The sequence below is a fragment of the Mesorhizobium sp. LjNodule214 genome, from assembly GCF_964252735.1.
In the GTDB taxonomy this organism is placed as follows: domain Bacteria; phylum Pseudomonadota; class Alphaproteobacteria; order Rhizobiales; family Rhizobiaceae; genus Mesorhizobium.
This window is the reverse complement of the sequence record NZ_CAXUPE020000003.1, coordinates 358,911-372,165: the sequence shown is the minus strand read 5'-3', so window position 1 is coordinate 372,165 and position 13,255 is coordinate 358,911. Positions and strand designations below refer to the sequence as shown.

Here is a 13,255-nt window from a genome sequence, read left to right as displayed (position 1 = left end):
GGCATGTCTTGCCCCTTCAACTTGCGCGAGCAGAGGAGGACGCCATGAAAGCTGCACCGATCATCATGATGCTGGCCGCGTTGCTGCCGGCGGGTGTTGCCCATGCTGCCGATTGCATCGACGCGAAATCCGCCAAGGCCGGTTTCGTGCTGGAAAAGCCAGGCATCAACAGCGAGTTTCGCCCAGTGGCCGGCGGCATGGTTTCCGTCGTCAACAAATACGAATCCGAATCGCCGCAGACACAGTACCTGTTCGGCGGCTTGATCGAGGTGTTTCGCGACAGCGATACCGGTCGGCTGGCGATAATCCCGTTTTCCGATCTACGAAAACTGTTTCCGCTGAAGACGGGGGCAAAGAGCACGATAGAATTCGTCGAGCTATCGCCGAACAAGCAGCCGAAGAGCACCAAGACACTGACTTTGGTCGTCAAGGGCAAGGAGACGTTCAGCCTGGGCGACTGCAAATACAGCGTGCTGGCGGTCAAAGAGACCTTCAAGAATGGGGCCGGCGAGACACTGGATGCGTTCACTGCGCTCTATGCACCCGATCTGCAAGCAGCCCTCGCCCGGCGCTACGACGAAGGCACCAGCACGGAATCGGTGAACGGTTACGAGACGATCAAACCGATGGCGAATTAGAGCGGCTCCCTTCTGCCCCCGGCTTTAGGGCTTTCCCGGCCGCAGCAGCACCCTGCGGCGTCGCTTCACCGCCAGTCGGCTCTGCGATGACGACGGCGCGGCCCCCTGTAGCGCCTCAAGGCAATCGCGCAGTGGGCCGACATCCTGCGCTGCCTTGGCCATCGACATGGCGCCGGAATAAGCGGCGACCACGAGCGCCGCGAAGCGCTGCGGATCGGTGCCCTGCTCCCCGCCCGCTTGCTGATCGGTCCTGATCCTGTCGGCGATCGCCTCGCGCCAAGCGGCAAAGATGCCGGCAAGGGCAGCGCGGAAATCCGGATCGGCAAGCGAAAGCTCATGCGCCAGATTGTTGAGCGGGCAGCCGCGCACGAAGCCCTGCTGCTCGAGTTCGGCCGCCACCGCCTCGAACACGGCGCGTATGCCCTCGCGGGCCGAGCCCGCCGCCTGCACCGGCGCGATCCAGGTCTCTTCGACAGCGGCGGCGACCCGCTCCTCGATCACCGCAAGGGCCAGTGCCTTCTTGGTCGGGAAATGGTGATGCAGCGCGCCGCCCGTGACGCCGGCCGCCGCCATCAGGTCGCCGATGCTGGAAGCCTGATAACCGCGCTCCTGAAACGACGCTTCGGCGACATCGAGCACGCGTTTGCGCATGCCTTCGGGGTCGTTGGTGCGTTTGCTAGACCGTGATCTTGGGCGAGCGGAAATCTCTGCTGACATTTTCAAACGATAGCAGATTGACAAAACAGGACAACCGGTCTGTTTTACAAACAGGACGATCATCCTGTTTTGGAGAGTGCGCGATGAACCTGCCCCTGAATGCCCCTGCAACAGCCGGCCTGCTCGCCTCGCCCGTGGTCGAACTGCGGCAGTACACGCTAAAACCCGGCCGGCGCGATACGCTGATCGACATCTTCGACAGCCATCTGATCGAGGGCCAGGAAGCGGCTGGGATGACCATCATCGGCCAGTTCCGCGACCTTGACCGGCCCGACATGTTCGTCTGGCTGCGCGGCTTCGACGGCATGGCTGCGCGGAAGGACGCGCTGACCGCCTTCTATGACGGACCGGTATGGGCCGCATGGCGCGACGCCGCCAACGCCACGATGATCGATTCCGACGACGTGCTGCTCCTCAAACCAGCATGGCCAGGTGCCGGCTTCGACCTGTCTGGCTCGCGACGGAATGATGGGTTGGACCAGGAAAAGCCACGCGATGACAGTCGCTTGAAGGAAATCGTTGTGATTGAGATTCATCATTTGCGGCCCGGCCACGAAGCCGGCTTTGCCGAAGACTTCAAAGCCGGAGCCGTTCCGCTGCTCAAGACGCTCGGCGCAATATTGCTGGGCGCCTTTGTCACCGAGCACGCCGAGAACAGCTTTCCGCGCTTGCCGGTGCGATCAGGCGAAAACGTCTTCATCGGCGTCATCGGCTTCGACAGCGCCGAGGCGCATGACCGCCACAAAGCAGCGCTCGCCGCTTCGCCGGCATGGCAGGCGTTCCTGCAGGCAGCGGAGCCGAACCGCGCCAGACCGACACAGACCCTGCGGCTTTCACCAACCGCGCAATCGCTGCTGGGGTAACCTCTCGTCAGGTCCCTGCCCCGAATTTTCCATTGATGGCCGAAGCAACAAGTGCCGGATCCTCCCAGTGCGGATTGTGGCCGCAGCCCTCCGCCTGAACAAAGGAGGCATAAGGAAGGGCACGCAGCAGCGCCTGCTGGTGCGCCTCGCCGAACAGCGGGTCGCAGGCACCGGCGATGATCTGCGTTGGGGTTCGCACGGTCCGCGCCGCTTCGGTCAGATCGGCCGAACGGATCTCCTCCAGGACCGCGCGCCAGCGCTCGGCGGGCATCGCCGAAGCGTCCTTCGCCAGGCCGGCGAGAAAGGGCTGGGGCACGCCAGGCCGGCAGGCATGCCACCAGTCATAGAACGGATCGGCCGGTGAGATCGGATCGCGCAATGCCTCAACACCAGCGACCAGTGGATGATCCCGCCCGAAACCAGGCCTCAACGTGCCGGCGAGGACGACCAGCCCGCCGATGAGCTCCGGGTGCCGAGCGGCCAGTTCCATGGCCACCATGGCGCCGAGCGAATGGCCGACGACGACCGGCCGGTCGAGCCGCAAGCGCTGGATCAGTCCGGCCATATCACCGGCGAAATCGGCGACGCTGCAGCCCCGGCCCGCTTGCGAAGCGCCGTGGCCGCGCAGGTCCGGCATGACCCGGCGCCGGCCGGCCAGATGCGGCGCCAGCAGCGAGAAGCTGCGGCTGGTGTCGGTGAAGCCATGGACCAGCAGCAGAGCCGGCTCGGTTCCGGCGATCTCGACATAGGCGATCTCGATGCCACCGATGTCGACGAATTGCTTGCGACCGGCCCAGGCGTCCTGTTCCTTGAGCGCATCCTGTTGCGACAAGGCATCCATTGCGGTCACAGGCCGAGCTTTTCCTTCACCGCGGCGAGCCCGGGCTTGCCGTCAAAGGTGGTGACGCCGGCGAGCCAGGCGTCGAGACGGTCCTTGTTCAGCGTGATCGCCTTCAGTCCCGCCTCTTCAGGCTTCATGCCGTCATTGATCAGATAGCCCATGCCGACATTCTCGAAATCGATGTCGAAGGCGAGGTTCTTCAACAGTTGCCCGGCATTCGGGCACTGTGCGAGATAGCCCTTGCGGACTTGTGTGGTCACCGTGGCTGCGCCGAGGTTCGGGCCATAGAATTTGTCGCCGCCGGTCAGATATTTGAAGTCGTACATCGTGTTCATCGGATGCGGGGCCCAGCCCTGGAAGACGATGAACTGCTTTTCCTTTATCTCGTAACCAACCTCGGAGAGCATGCCGGCTTCGCTCGATTCGACGACCTGCCAGCCATCGAGGCCGAGCGACGGATCGGCGATGGCGTCCATCATCAGCTGGTTCGAGCCGGGCTCGATGCCGTACATCTTCTTGCCGAACTTGTCGGCGAACTTGTGCAGGTCGGCGAAATCCTTGACGCCGGCCTCCCAGACATATGTCGGAACAGCGAAGGTGTATTTGGCGCCTTCCAGATTGACTCGCACGTCCTCGACCGATCCGTCCTTCTTGTAAGGTTCGTAATAGGTGACCATGGCCGGGTCCCAGTAGCCGAGGAACAGGTCGAGATCGTTGTTCTTCATGCCTTCGTAGATGACGTTGATGCCCAGCACCGAACTCTGCGGCTGGTAGCCGAGCGCGCCGAACAGGACATTGGCGACGCCGGTGGTGAAGGCCAGATCGTTCCATCCGGGTTCGGCCATGCGGACAGCCCTGCACTGCTCGGCCTCGGCGGCGCGAGCGCCATTCGCGGCCAGCGCCAGCGCGGCCAGGCAGACCCCGGTTGCCAGAATGCGATGCATGCGATGTCTCCTCTTGTCCGTTTGGATAAATAATTGTCCCATGGGTCAATTCTTGATCTGAACGGATAAGGATGTCAATCTGCAATCGTGAACAGGTGGATTCTCAGGTGAAGCTCAGCCGAATAAGCGATATCAGGCGCAGGGAATTGCGGCAGGCGGCCTTCGCGGTGCTGGAGCGCGAAGGCATAGCCGGCGCGACGCTGGAAAAGGTTGCCGCCCAAGCCGGCGCCTCCAAAGGCATCGTGCTGCACTATTTCCGCAACAAGCAGGAGTTGTTCGAGCACGCAATGCGCGAGGCGAACGCAGTCCTGTGCCACGCAGTAGTCGCGCGGCTTCGGCGGGCGCGCACGCCAATGGAGCGCCTCGATGCGGTTATCGAAGGCAATTTCGAGGAGCATCTGTTCCTGCCGCCTCTCTGCCACGCCTGGCTTTCGCTCTGCGCGGAGGTGCCGCGCGACGACAAGCTCGCCCGCATCCAGAAGGTCATACATGCCCGCATGCGCTCGAACCTGTTGTCCGGTCTGCGCGGCCTTGCATCGTCCGTTGAGGCCGACGATATCGCGCTTGGCGTCACCGCCCTGATCGACGGGCTGTGGCTGCGGCTTGGCCTGCAGCCGGGCAGCGTCTCGCGTGAGCAGGCGGTCCGTCAGGTCAAGGACTATGTCGCGGGGCGGCTCGCCATGCGACGGCCCGCGGCCGTCGGGATGGTCTCGGCCGGATAAAGTTCATACTGCTGGATAGGCCTTTGGGTTGACCGCCCAAGCCCGTTCGGCGTGCTCTCTGCCGATGGCATAGGCAGGATCATTCCCATGAGACTTCACGGCAAGCGGGCGGTGGTGACGGGCGGTTCGGACGGGATCGGCCTGGCGATCTCGGAGGCATTTGCACGCGAGGGCGCCGATGTGCTGATCGTCGGCCGCGACGCCGGCAAGCTGGCGGCGGCGCGCCAGACGCTGGCCTCCGAAGTGAAAGGCAGCGCCGGCGTCGAAACCCTGTCGGCCGATCTTTCGGCTTCAGCCGGCATCGATGCCGTCGCCGCCCATGTGAAACAGGGCCGGCCGCTCGACATCCTCGTCAACAATGCCGGCGTCGCCTTCCTGGTACCGTTCGAGAGCGTCAGCGAGGAGCAGTTCCAGCAGTCTTTCGCGCTCAATGTGACGGCGGCGTTCTTCCTGACACAGCGGCTGCTGCCGCATCTCACTGCTGCCGCCTCCGTCATCAACATCTCGTCCTACTTCGCCAACAAGATGATCCCGAAGCGACCATCGAGCCTCTATTCGCTGTCCAAAGGCGCGCTGAACTCGCTGACCAAGTCTCTGGCCTTCGAGCTCGGCCCGCGCGGGATCCGCGTCAATGCGATCGCGCCCGGCACGGTCGACACCGCCATGCGGCGCAAATCGATCGTGAACCTGCCGGCGGAAGCGCAGGCGGAGCTGAAAGCCTATGTCGAACGCAGCTATCCGCTTGGCCGCATCGGCCAGACCAGCGATCTCGCCGGCATCGCCGTGTACCTGGCCAGCGACGAGGCCGCGTGGACCAGCGGCGGTATCTTTGCCATCGATGGCGGATACACCGCTGGATGAAACGCCCTGGTGCGGTTCACCGTTTCACGGAAACGCAGAACTGCTCTATCCTCTTGTTTTGACGCAATTCACACGTATCGGGTGGAATCCCCGGAAGGCGCGCGCACCCTCACCGTCACGCGCGGCTCCGATTTCGAAACGATGCTGCGCCAGGCGGGCCGTGCCGCCGAACAGCCGGAGCTGCCGCCGCTGTCGAAGCCGACGCCCGCCATGATCGAGGCCCTGACGCGCATCTGCGCTGAGAATGGCATCGACATAGTCGGCCCGCCATTGGCCTGACTGGCCGTTTGGGGCATTCACCTCGGCGAGCCAACGTGGGCCGCACCCTCTCCCCTTGTGGAGAAAAGCGGGCCAGCCTGTCAGCCGTGTTGTGACTTCCTGGCTCTGAAGATCACACGCAGCAGAAACATGAGACCGAGATAGAGGGCGATGAACAGGAAGAACCCGCGCGCCACTGTGACCGCGCTATTATCGGGTTGCCAGATCGCTATTGTCAGCCAGCACGAAAGCAAGAGAGCATCCAGAAATTGCCTTTCCCAAAACACCAGATTCAATTGATTGCCGTTTGGCAGCGGGCAAAGCATCGAAATGGCCCGGCCAGCCAACAGATAAAGCGGAACCGCGGTCAATTTCAAAAAGAGCAGGTTGGGTGCGTCGCCCAGGAAATATGAGAAGACAGCCGTCGCAGCGACGAGCAGAACAAGCGGGCCAAATACGAGCCTGCGTGTTTCCCTGAAAAACTGATCAGCCATAGGATTCTCCCCAGGGTTGCATCAAGATTATCACGACAAGCAGTCATCGCAAGTCAAAACCGGCAGGCGTGCCAACTTCCAGGTTTTGGGCGCCCATACCTTCAACCGATTTGCATCCTCACCGGCTGCAATCTCCGCTTGAAGCGATTTGTGCAACGCGATACGCCGTTGCCGAATTTCGAAAACCGGAGACCTCCAGTGAGCGCTGAGAAGACCAGAACCGAAACCGACACGTTCGGTCCCATCGAGGTTGCCGCAGACCGTTACTGGGGGGCGCAGGCGCAGCGTTCGCTTGGCAATTTCAAGATCGGCTGGGAAAAGCAGCCGGCTTCGATCGTCCGGGCGCTGGGCATCGTCAAGCGGGCGGCGGCCGAAGCCAATATGGATTTGAAGCGGCTCGACGCGGCGATCGGCAAGGCGATCATCGAAGCGGCGCAAGAGGTCATCGACGGCAAGCTCAACGACCACTTCCCGCTGGTCGTCTGGCAGACCGGCTCGGGCACGCAGTCCAACATGAACGCCAATGAGGTGATCTCCAACCGGGCGATCGAACTTCTGGGCGGCGTCATGGGCTCGAAGAAGCCGGTGCACCCGAACGACCACGTCAATATGAGCCAGTCGTCGAACGACACCTATCCGACGGCCATGCATATCGCCTGCGCCGAGCGCATCGTGCACGATCTGCTGCCGGCGCTGAAGCACCTGCATGCGGCACTGGAGGCCAAGACCAAGGCGTTCGCCCACATCATCAAGATCGGCCGTACCCATACCCAGGATGCGACCCCCCTCACCCTAGGCCAGGAATTCTCCGGCTATGCGGCGCAGGTCGCTTCGTCGATCAAGCGCATCGAGATGACCCTGCCTGGCCTGCAGGAACTGGCGCAAGGCGGCACCGCCGTCGGCACCGGCCTCAACGCCCCGGTCGGCTTCGCCGAAAAGGTGGCCGAGCGCATCGCTGATATCACCGACATCGGCTTCGTCACCGCGCCGAACAAGTTCGAGGCGCTGGCGGCCCACGATTCCATGGTTTTCTCGCACGGCGCCATCAACGCGGCGGCTGCGGCGCTATTCAAGATCGCCAACGACATCCGCTTCCTCGGCTCCGGCCCGCGTTCGGGCCTCGGCGAACTGTCGCTGCCCGAGAACGAGCCGGGTTCCTCGATCATGCCGGGCAAGGTCAACCCGACCCAGTGCGAGGCGCTGACGCAGGTCTGCGTGCAGGTGTTCGGCAACAACGCCGCACTGACCTTCGCCGGCAGCCAAGGCCATTTCGAGCTCAATGTCTACAACCCGCTGATGGCCTATAATTTCCTGCAATCGGTGCAGTTGCTCGCCGATGCCTCGGTCTCCTTCACCGACAATTGCGTGGTCGGCATCGAGGCGCGCGAGGACAACATCAAGGCGGCGCTCGACCGGTCGCTGATGCTGGTGACGGCGCTCGCCCCCACCATCGGCTACGACAATGCCGCCAAGATCGCCAAGACCGCGCACAAGAAGGGCACCACGCTGCGCGAGGAAGCCCTGGCCACCGGGCTGGTCAGCGAGGTTGATTACGACCGGCTGGTGCGGCCGGAGGACATGACGCATCCGGGCTGAAGCCACGCTCGATCACAAAAACGTTATCCTGGTGAACGAACTGTCGCCGAATAGGCATCTTTGGTGAACAGTCGGTGTGGACTATCTGATGAGGTATTCCAACCCCGGAGAGTCCGCCATGTCCATCAACACTTCCGCCGCCGGTTCCGGCGCTGCTTCCAACGCCTCTGCCTCGATCCTTCTCGGCCGCGTTCTGCTCGCGGCAATCTTCCTCCTGTCCGGTTTCGGCAAGCTGACCGCGATCGCAGGTACCGCCGGCTATTTCGGCAGCCTCGGCCTGCCGCTGCCGACCGTAACCGCCATTGTCGTCGGCCTCATCGAACTGCTCGGCGGCCTTGCCATCCTCGTCGGTTTCCAGACCCGCATCGTCGCCTGGGTGCTGGCGGTCTTCACCGTCGCCACCGGGCTGGTCGCCCATATGAATTGGGCCGATCAGATGCAGATGATCAGCTTCCTGAAGAATCTGGCGATTGCCGGCGGCTTCATTGCGCTGGCTTCCTCGGGCGCCGGCGCCTATTCGGTCGACGCCAAGCGCGGCTGAACCTCCTACCGGATACGCATGAAAGAAGCGGCGCGGAATTTTCCGCGCCGCTTTTTCGTTGTCGATCCAGGCGCCCCGATTTGCCGATTTCTGCTAGGATCAGGACGTCGGGCGACCAACCGGCCGCCGACGACGGAGGTGACCATGCCCCGCAACGCGCTGCTTCTCTTGTCCCGATTGTTGCTCGCCGCTTTGTTCGTGCCATCCGGCTTCCAGGCGCTGGCCAACATTTCCGGCACAACAGACTATTTCGCCAGTCTCGGCCTGCCGTTGCCGTCGCTCGCCGCCTGGGGCACGGGCCTGTTCGAACTGATCGCTGGGCTCGCGATCCTCGTCGGCTTGCAGACGCGGATCGCGGCACTGCTGCTCGCCGCTTTTTGCATCGCGGCCGGCTTCATCGGCCACTACGGCCAGGGTGGCGACGATCCGATGCTCGCTTTCCTGCACCAGCAGATGCTGATGAAGGACATTGCGATTGCTGGCGGCTTCCTGGCGTTGGCGATGGCCGGCGCCGGCGCCTGGGCGATCGACGGAAAGAGCTTCGGGATCGGCGCCGACGCCACCTGAGCCTATTGTTTAGACCGGAGCAGGCTATTTCACCGATACGCTCGGCCCGCCTTCGACCGCCAGCACCAGCCGGCGGCCGGTGACCCTTGCCAGTTGCGCCAGGCGCCCGGCCGGCCGCTCGCCGTAGAGGTCGGCCAGCGATGCCGGCAACACCAGCGCCAGCCCGCCATTGGGGCGGGGTTCCCATTTCAGCCTGGGCATGACGCCCGGCATCGCCGCCGTCAGCAAATAGACGACACGCAGCATCGCTGCCAGCACGCGGGCGCGCTCGAGATAGCGTGGCGTCGCCAGCCCGCGGATTTCCGGGACCGCTTCGTTGAACACGCCCTCGTGGCGGAACAGGCCGACCAGTGCCAGGAAGGCGCGGCCGGGATGATCGACGCCGATGAAGGAGGCGTGAGCGATGATGTTGAGCGACTGCTTGCCGCGATATTCGGGGTGCGCGCGCCAGCCGATGTCGGCCAGCAGGCAGGCGGCCTGGCGATAGCGCGCCTCGTCCTCGGTTTCATCGATGCCGAAGGCGGCGAAGGCCTTGCCGGTCCATTCGACCAGCTCATGCGCGTGGGTGACCGAGCGCGAGCGCAGCCGGGCAAGTTCCTCGGCCGCCGAGATCAGCGGATCGGCCTTCTTCTCGGCCTCGTCCAGCAGCGAATAGAGAAACCCCTCGCGCACGCCGAGCGCCGAGACGACAATCTTCGAGGGCTGCATCGCCGCCATGATCTCTTGCAGCACGATGGCGCCATAGGGCAGCAGCGAGCGGCGGTTCTTGGAGACGCCCTCGATGCCCCTGACCTTCTCGATCTCGGCCTTCGTCACCTGCTTGAGGAAGTTCTGGGCGCTGTCGGCGCTGATCTCGTAGTGATGCATGACGCCGAGCGGGTAGTTGGTCATCTCCATGTGCAGCCGGGCGAGGTTTCGCCAGGTGCCGCCGACCGCATAGAAGGCCCTGCCCTGGCCGCCCTTGAGCAGCTTTGCCCGTGCCAGGTGCTCGCGCACGATCTTTGCTGCCTGGGCAAGCGAGTTCTTCGCCATGTCCTGCAGGCGCAGGCCGCCGAGCGGCAGCGTGATGCCATCGCCGATCGCCTCGCCATTGATGTCGATCAGTTCGAGGCTGCCGCCGCCAAGGTCCCCGGCAACGCCATTGGCCGGATGGAAGCCGCAGATGACGCCTAGCGCCGAATAATGCGCCTCCTGGCGGCCGGAGAGCACCCGGATCTCGGTCTTCAGCACGTCCTCGGCGCGGTGGATGAAGTCGGGGCCGTTCACCGCCTCGCGGGCTGCGGCGGTCGCCAGCACATACATGTGCTCGGCGCCGGCCTGGTTCGAGAGCGCACGAAAGCGGCGGAATTCCTCCATCGAGCGGGTGACCGCCTCGGGGTCGAGCTTGCCGGTCGAAACGATGCCGCGGCCGAGGCCGGCCAGCATCTTTTCGTTGAACAGCAAGGTCGGCGAGCGTGCCAGCCCTTCATAGACGACAAGACGGATCGAGTTCGAGCCGATGTCGATGATGGACAGCGGTCGGCGATCCTGGAGCCGGCCCTGGGATGTAGAAATCATCCGCTGGTCGCTGCGTTCTTCTTGCGGCGCTTGAACTGTGCGATGCGCTTGGGCGCGTGCGACTTCAGCGCATCACCCCGTCCGGAAAGGCTCGGATTGGTCATGAAGTATTCCTGCGCGTTGAACGGTTCCTCGCCCTCCTCCAGCACGACGCGCCGGGAGGTTCCGTCAGCCAATACGTCGAAACTTTGCTGGTTGTCCATGATGTTGCCCAGCATGATCTGGCCAAGCACCTGTTCATGCACAGTTGGATTGGTAATCGGCACCATGGTCTCGACGCGGCGGTCGAGATTGCGCGGCATCAGGTCGGCGGACGAGATGTAGACGACCGCCCCGTCCGAGGGCAGACCATGGCCGTTGCCGAAGCAGTAGATGCGGCTGTGTTCGAGGAAGCGGCCGACGATCGACTTCACCCTGATGTTCTCGGAAAGGCCGGGCACCTGCGGCCGCAGGCAGCAGATGCCGCGCACGACGAGATCGATCTCCACGCCGGCACGGCTGGCATCGTAGAGCGCGTCGATGATGATCGGGTCGACGAGCGAATTCATCTTCATCCAGATGCGGGCCGGACGGCCCTCCAGCGCATGCTGAACCTCGTCCGAGATGTGTTTCAAGATGCGCTTGCGCAGCGTGAAGGGCGAGATCGCCAGCCGCATCTCCTCGGCGGGCTCGGCATAGCCGGTGATGAAATTGAACAGCTGGGCGACATCGCGGGCGATCGTCGGGTCGGTGGTGAAGAAGGACAGGTCGGTGTAGATGCGCGCGGTGACCGGATGGTAGTTGCCGGTGCCGAGATGCACATAGTTGCGCAGCTTGCCGTCCTCGCGCCGCACCACCAGCGACATCTTGGCGTGGGTCTTCAGCTCGAGGAAGCCGAACACCACCTGGACGCCGGCGCGCTCCAGGTCGCGGGCCCAGCGGATATTGGCTTCCTCGTCGAAGCGTGCCTTGAGCTCGACAAGTGCGGTCACCGACTTGCCGGCCTCGGCCGCGTCGACCAGCGCGCGCACGATCGGGCTGTCGTTCGAGGTGCGGTAGAGCGTCTGCTTGATCGCCACCACTTCCGGGTCGGCCATCGCCTGGCGCAGGAACTGCACCACCACGTCGAAGGATTCGTAAGGGTGGTGGACGACGATGTCCTTCTCGCGGATGGCGGCGAAACAGTCGCCGCCATGTTCGCGGATGCGCTCGGGAAAGCGCGGATTGTAGGGCGTGAATTTGAGGTCGTCGCGGGCGACGGCGACGATCTCGGAAATCTGGCTGAGCGCCAGCGGACCCGTCAAGACGCTGATGCGGCTCGACGAGACGCCAAGCTCGCCGGCGACGAAGTCGCGCAGCGCCGGCGGCATCAGCATGTCGAACTCGATGCGGATGACCGAGCCGCGGCGGCGGCGCTTCAGCGCGGTCTCGAACAGGCGCACCAGATCCTCGGATTCCTCCTCAACCTCGATATCGCTGTCACGAATGATGCGGAACGTGCCGGAGCCCTTGACCTCGTAGCCGGGGAACAGCTTGCCGATATAGAGGCCGACCGCCTCTTCCAGCGGAATGAAACGGACATGGTTCTTGCGGTCCGGCAGGCGGATGAAGCGCTTCAGCGCCACCGGCAGGCGCAGCAGCGCGCTCATCTCCTCGCCATTCTTGCGGTGGCGCAATTGCAGCGCCATCGAGAAGCCGAGGTTGGGGATAAACGGGAACGGGTGCGCCGGGTCGATCGATAGCGGGGTGAGCACCGGAAACACCTGGTCCTGGAAATGCTCTTCCAGCCAGGTCTTCTCGTCCTTGGTCAGGGCGTCGCGAGTGATGCTTTCGATGCCTTCCTTGTTGAGCAAAAGCATCAGCGCCGAAAGGCTCTTCTGCTGGTCCTCCTGCAGGCGCTCGACCTCGCGCAGCAGCTGTTCGAGCTGCTGCTCCGGTGTGCGGCCGTCCGGGCTCTTCAGCGCGATGCCCTCGCGCACCTGGCCGGCGAGGCCGGCGACGCGGACCATGAAGAACTCGTCGAGATTGGCGGCCGAGATCGACAGGAAGCGAACCCGCTCGAGCAGCGGGTGATGCGCATTCAACGATTCCTCGAGAACGCGCCGATTGAACTGCAGCCAGGAGAACTCGCGGTTGACGAAACGGTCCGGGTTGCCGCCCTGGGGGCTGGCCTTTTCCACGGTGGTGAATTCGCTCTGCACCGGCTTCAGTTCGTTCATGGTTCCTGCTCTTCCCGTGCCACGTTGTTTTAGTCGCATTTGTGCGACGCCAAGCGATTCCGCTTGGCTGCAAAAGGCTCAAGCCGGTTAACCGGCTTAACTTATCCTCTGACAGGCTTTTACGACAGTTTCATTTCATCGACCTTGCAAACAGGCGGGTTATGATCCAGATGCAGACGAGACCGAGTTAAGGAGACGACGATGGCAGGCGGTTCCATTCCCCATTTCCAGAACGATGCGGGCCATTCGGCGATCGACATCGGGGTCCGGGAATTCATGTGCACCGGCGCCAATCCGCCTTTCGACCATCCGCATGTGTTCCTCGACATGGGCGACGACACTGAAAAAGTCTGCCCCTATTGCTCGACGCTCTACCGCTATTCGCCGAAGCTGAAGGCAACGGAAACGCAGCCCGCCGGCTGCTTCTATATCGACCAGGCTGCCTGATTCCCTCGCCG

Annotated in this window: 15 protein-coding genes; 9 read left to right on the top strand and 6 right to left on the bottom strand. The window is 63.4% G+C overall.

The genetic code is table 11. The features are described 5' to 3' along the window. Nucleotides 1-44: 44 nt before the first annotated feature. Nucleotides 45-638: a hypothetical protein gene (locus ACSQ3Z_RS27055; RefSeq protein ID WP_436174346.1), complete on the top strand. Its 594-nt coding sequence runs from the start codon at nucleotides 45-47 to the stop codon at nucleotides 636-638. A 24-nt stretch (nucleotides 639-662) separates the two neighbouring features. Here ACSQ3Z_RS27055 and ACSQ3Z_RS27050 read toward each other — a convergent pair whose 3' ends face one another. Next, nucleotides 663-1,289 carry a TetR/AcrR family transcriptional regulator gene (locus ACSQ3Z_RS27050; protein WP_436174345.1) on the bottom strand — a complete coding sequence of 209 codons (627 nt, stop codon included), beginning with the start codon at nucleotides 1,287-1,289 and terminating at the stop codon, nucleotides 663-665. 149 nt (nucleotides 1,290-1,438) lie between these two features. Here ACSQ3Z_RS27050 and ACSQ3Z_RS27045 point away from each other — a divergent pair, with 149 nt between their 5' ends. Further along, nucleotides 1,439-2,218, top strand: coding sequence for an NIPSNAP family protein (locus tag ACSQ3Z_RS27045; protein ID WP_436174344.1), 780 nt, complete (start codon nucleotides 1,439-1,441; stop codon nucleotides 2,216-2,218). Between the two features lie 7 nt (nucleotides 2,219-2,225). Here ACSQ3Z_RS27045 and ACSQ3Z_RS27040 read toward each other — a convergent pair whose 3' ends face one another. Together ACSQ3Z_RS27040 and choX are read right to left on the bottom strand one after the other, a co-directional pair. Then, nucleotides 2,226-3,059 (bottom strand): alpha/beta fold hydrolase, encoded by an 834-nt coding sequence (locus ACSQ3Z_RS27040; protein ID WP_436175157.1) that lies wholly within the window; start codon nucleotides 3,057-3,059, stop codon nucleotides 2,226-2,228. A 5-nt stretch (nucleotides 3,060-3,064) separates the two neighbouring features. After that, nucleotides 3,065-4,003: a choline ABC transporter substrate-binding protein gene (gene choX, locus ACSQ3Z_RS27035; RefSeq protein WP_436174343.1), complete on the bottom strand. Its 939-nt coding sequence runs from the start codon at nucleotides 4,001-4,003 to the stop codon at nucleotides 3,065-3,067. 71 nt (nucleotides 4,004-4,074) lie between these two features. Here choX and betI point away from each other — a divergent pair, with 71 nt between their 5' ends. From betI to ACSQ3Z_RS27020, 3 genes are all read left to right on the top strand, one after another. Further along, on the top strand, nucleotides 4,075-4,725 hold the full coding sequence (betI, locus tag ACSQ3Z_RS27030; RefSeq protein ID WP_436174342.1) for a choline-binding transcriptional repressor BetI: 651 nt from the start codon (nucleotides 4,075-4,077) through the stop codon (nucleotides 4,723-4,725). Nucleotides 4,726-4,812: 87 nt separating this feature from the next. Then, on the top strand, nucleotides 4,813-5,586 hold the full coding sequence (locus tag ACSQ3Z_RS27025) for an SDR family NAD(P)-dependent oxidoreductase (protein ID WP_436174341.1): 774 nt from the start codon (nucleotides 4,813-4,815) through the stop codon (nucleotides 5,584-5,586). 81 nt (nucleotides 5,587-5,667) lie between these two features. Beyond that, on the top strand, nucleotides 5,668-5,865 hold the full coding sequence (locus tag ACSQ3Z_RS27020; RefSeq protein WP_436174340.1) for a hypothetical protein: 198 nt from the start codon (nucleotides 5,668-5,670) through the stop codon (nucleotides 5,863-5,865). An 80-nt stretch (nucleotides 5,866-5,945) separates the two neighbouring features. Here the strand turns inward: ACSQ3Z_RS27020 and ACSQ3Z_RS27015 are convergent, their stop codons facing one another. Next, the gene (locus tag ACSQ3Z_RS27015) at nucleotides 5,946-6,338 is read right to left on the bottom strand and encodes a hypothetical protein (protein WP_436174339.1); all 393 of its coding nucleotides are present in this window, start codon (nucleotides 6,336-6,338) and stop codon (nucleotides 5,946-5,948) included. A 198-nt stretch (nucleotides 6,339-6,536) separates the two neighbouring features. Between ACSQ3Z_RS27015 and fumC the strand changes: the two genes are divergently transcribed. From fumC to ACSQ3Z_RS27000, 3 genes are all read left to right on the top strand, one after another. Then, nucleotides 6,537-7,934, top strand: coding sequence for a class II fumarate hydratase (gene fumC, locus ACSQ3Z_RS27010; RefSeq protein WP_436174338.1), 1,398 nt, complete (start codon nucleotides 6,537-6,539; stop codon nucleotides 7,932-7,934). Between the two features lie 118 nt (nucleotides 7,935-8,052). Next, nucleotides 8,053-8,475 carry a DoxX family protein gene (locus ACSQ3Z_RS27005; protein WP_436174337.1) on the top strand — a complete coding sequence of 141 codons (423 nt, stop codon included), beginning with the start codon at nucleotides 8,053-8,055 and terminating at the stop codon, nucleotides 8,473-8,475. Between the two features lie 144 nt (nucleotides 8,476-8,619). After that, complete coding sequence (locus tag ACSQ3Z_RS27000) at nucleotides 8,620-9,042, top strand: DoxX family protein (RefSeq protein WP_436174336.1); 423 nt, start codon at nucleotides 8,620-8,622, stop codon at nucleotides 9,040-9,042. Nucleotides 9,043-9,066: 24 nt separating this feature from the next. Here ACSQ3Z_RS27000 and ppx read toward each other — a convergent pair whose 3' ends face one another. Together ppx and ACSQ3Z_RS26990 are read right to left on the bottom strand one after the other, a co-directional pair. Continuing rightward, nucleotides 9,067-10,599, bottom strand: coding sequence for an exopolyphosphatase (gene ppx, locus ACSQ3Z_RS26995; RefSeq protein ID WP_436174335.1), 1,533 nt, complete (start codon nucleotides 10,597-10,599; stop codon nucleotides 9,067-9,069). Continuing rightward, nucleotides 10,596-12,797, bottom strand: coding sequence for an RNA degradosome polyphosphate kinase (locus ACSQ3Z_RS26990; RefSeq protein WP_436174334.1), 2,202 nt, complete (start codon nucleotides 12,795-12,797; stop codon nucleotides 10,596-10,598). The genes ppx and ACSQ3Z_RS26990 overlap by 4 nt, the downstream gene beginning before the upstream one ends. Before the next feature lie 201 nt (nucleotides 12,798-12,998). Between ACSQ3Z_RS26990 and ACSQ3Z_RS26985 the strand changes: the two genes are divergently transcribed. Next, nucleotides 12,999-13,244: a zinc-finger domain-containing protein gene (locus tag ACSQ3Z_RS26985; protein ID WP_436174333.1), complete on the top strand. Its 246-nt coding sequence runs from the start codon at nucleotides 12,999-13,001 to the stop codon at nucleotides 13,242-13,244. The last annotated feature ends 11 nt before the right edge of the window (nucleotides 13,245-13,255 follow it).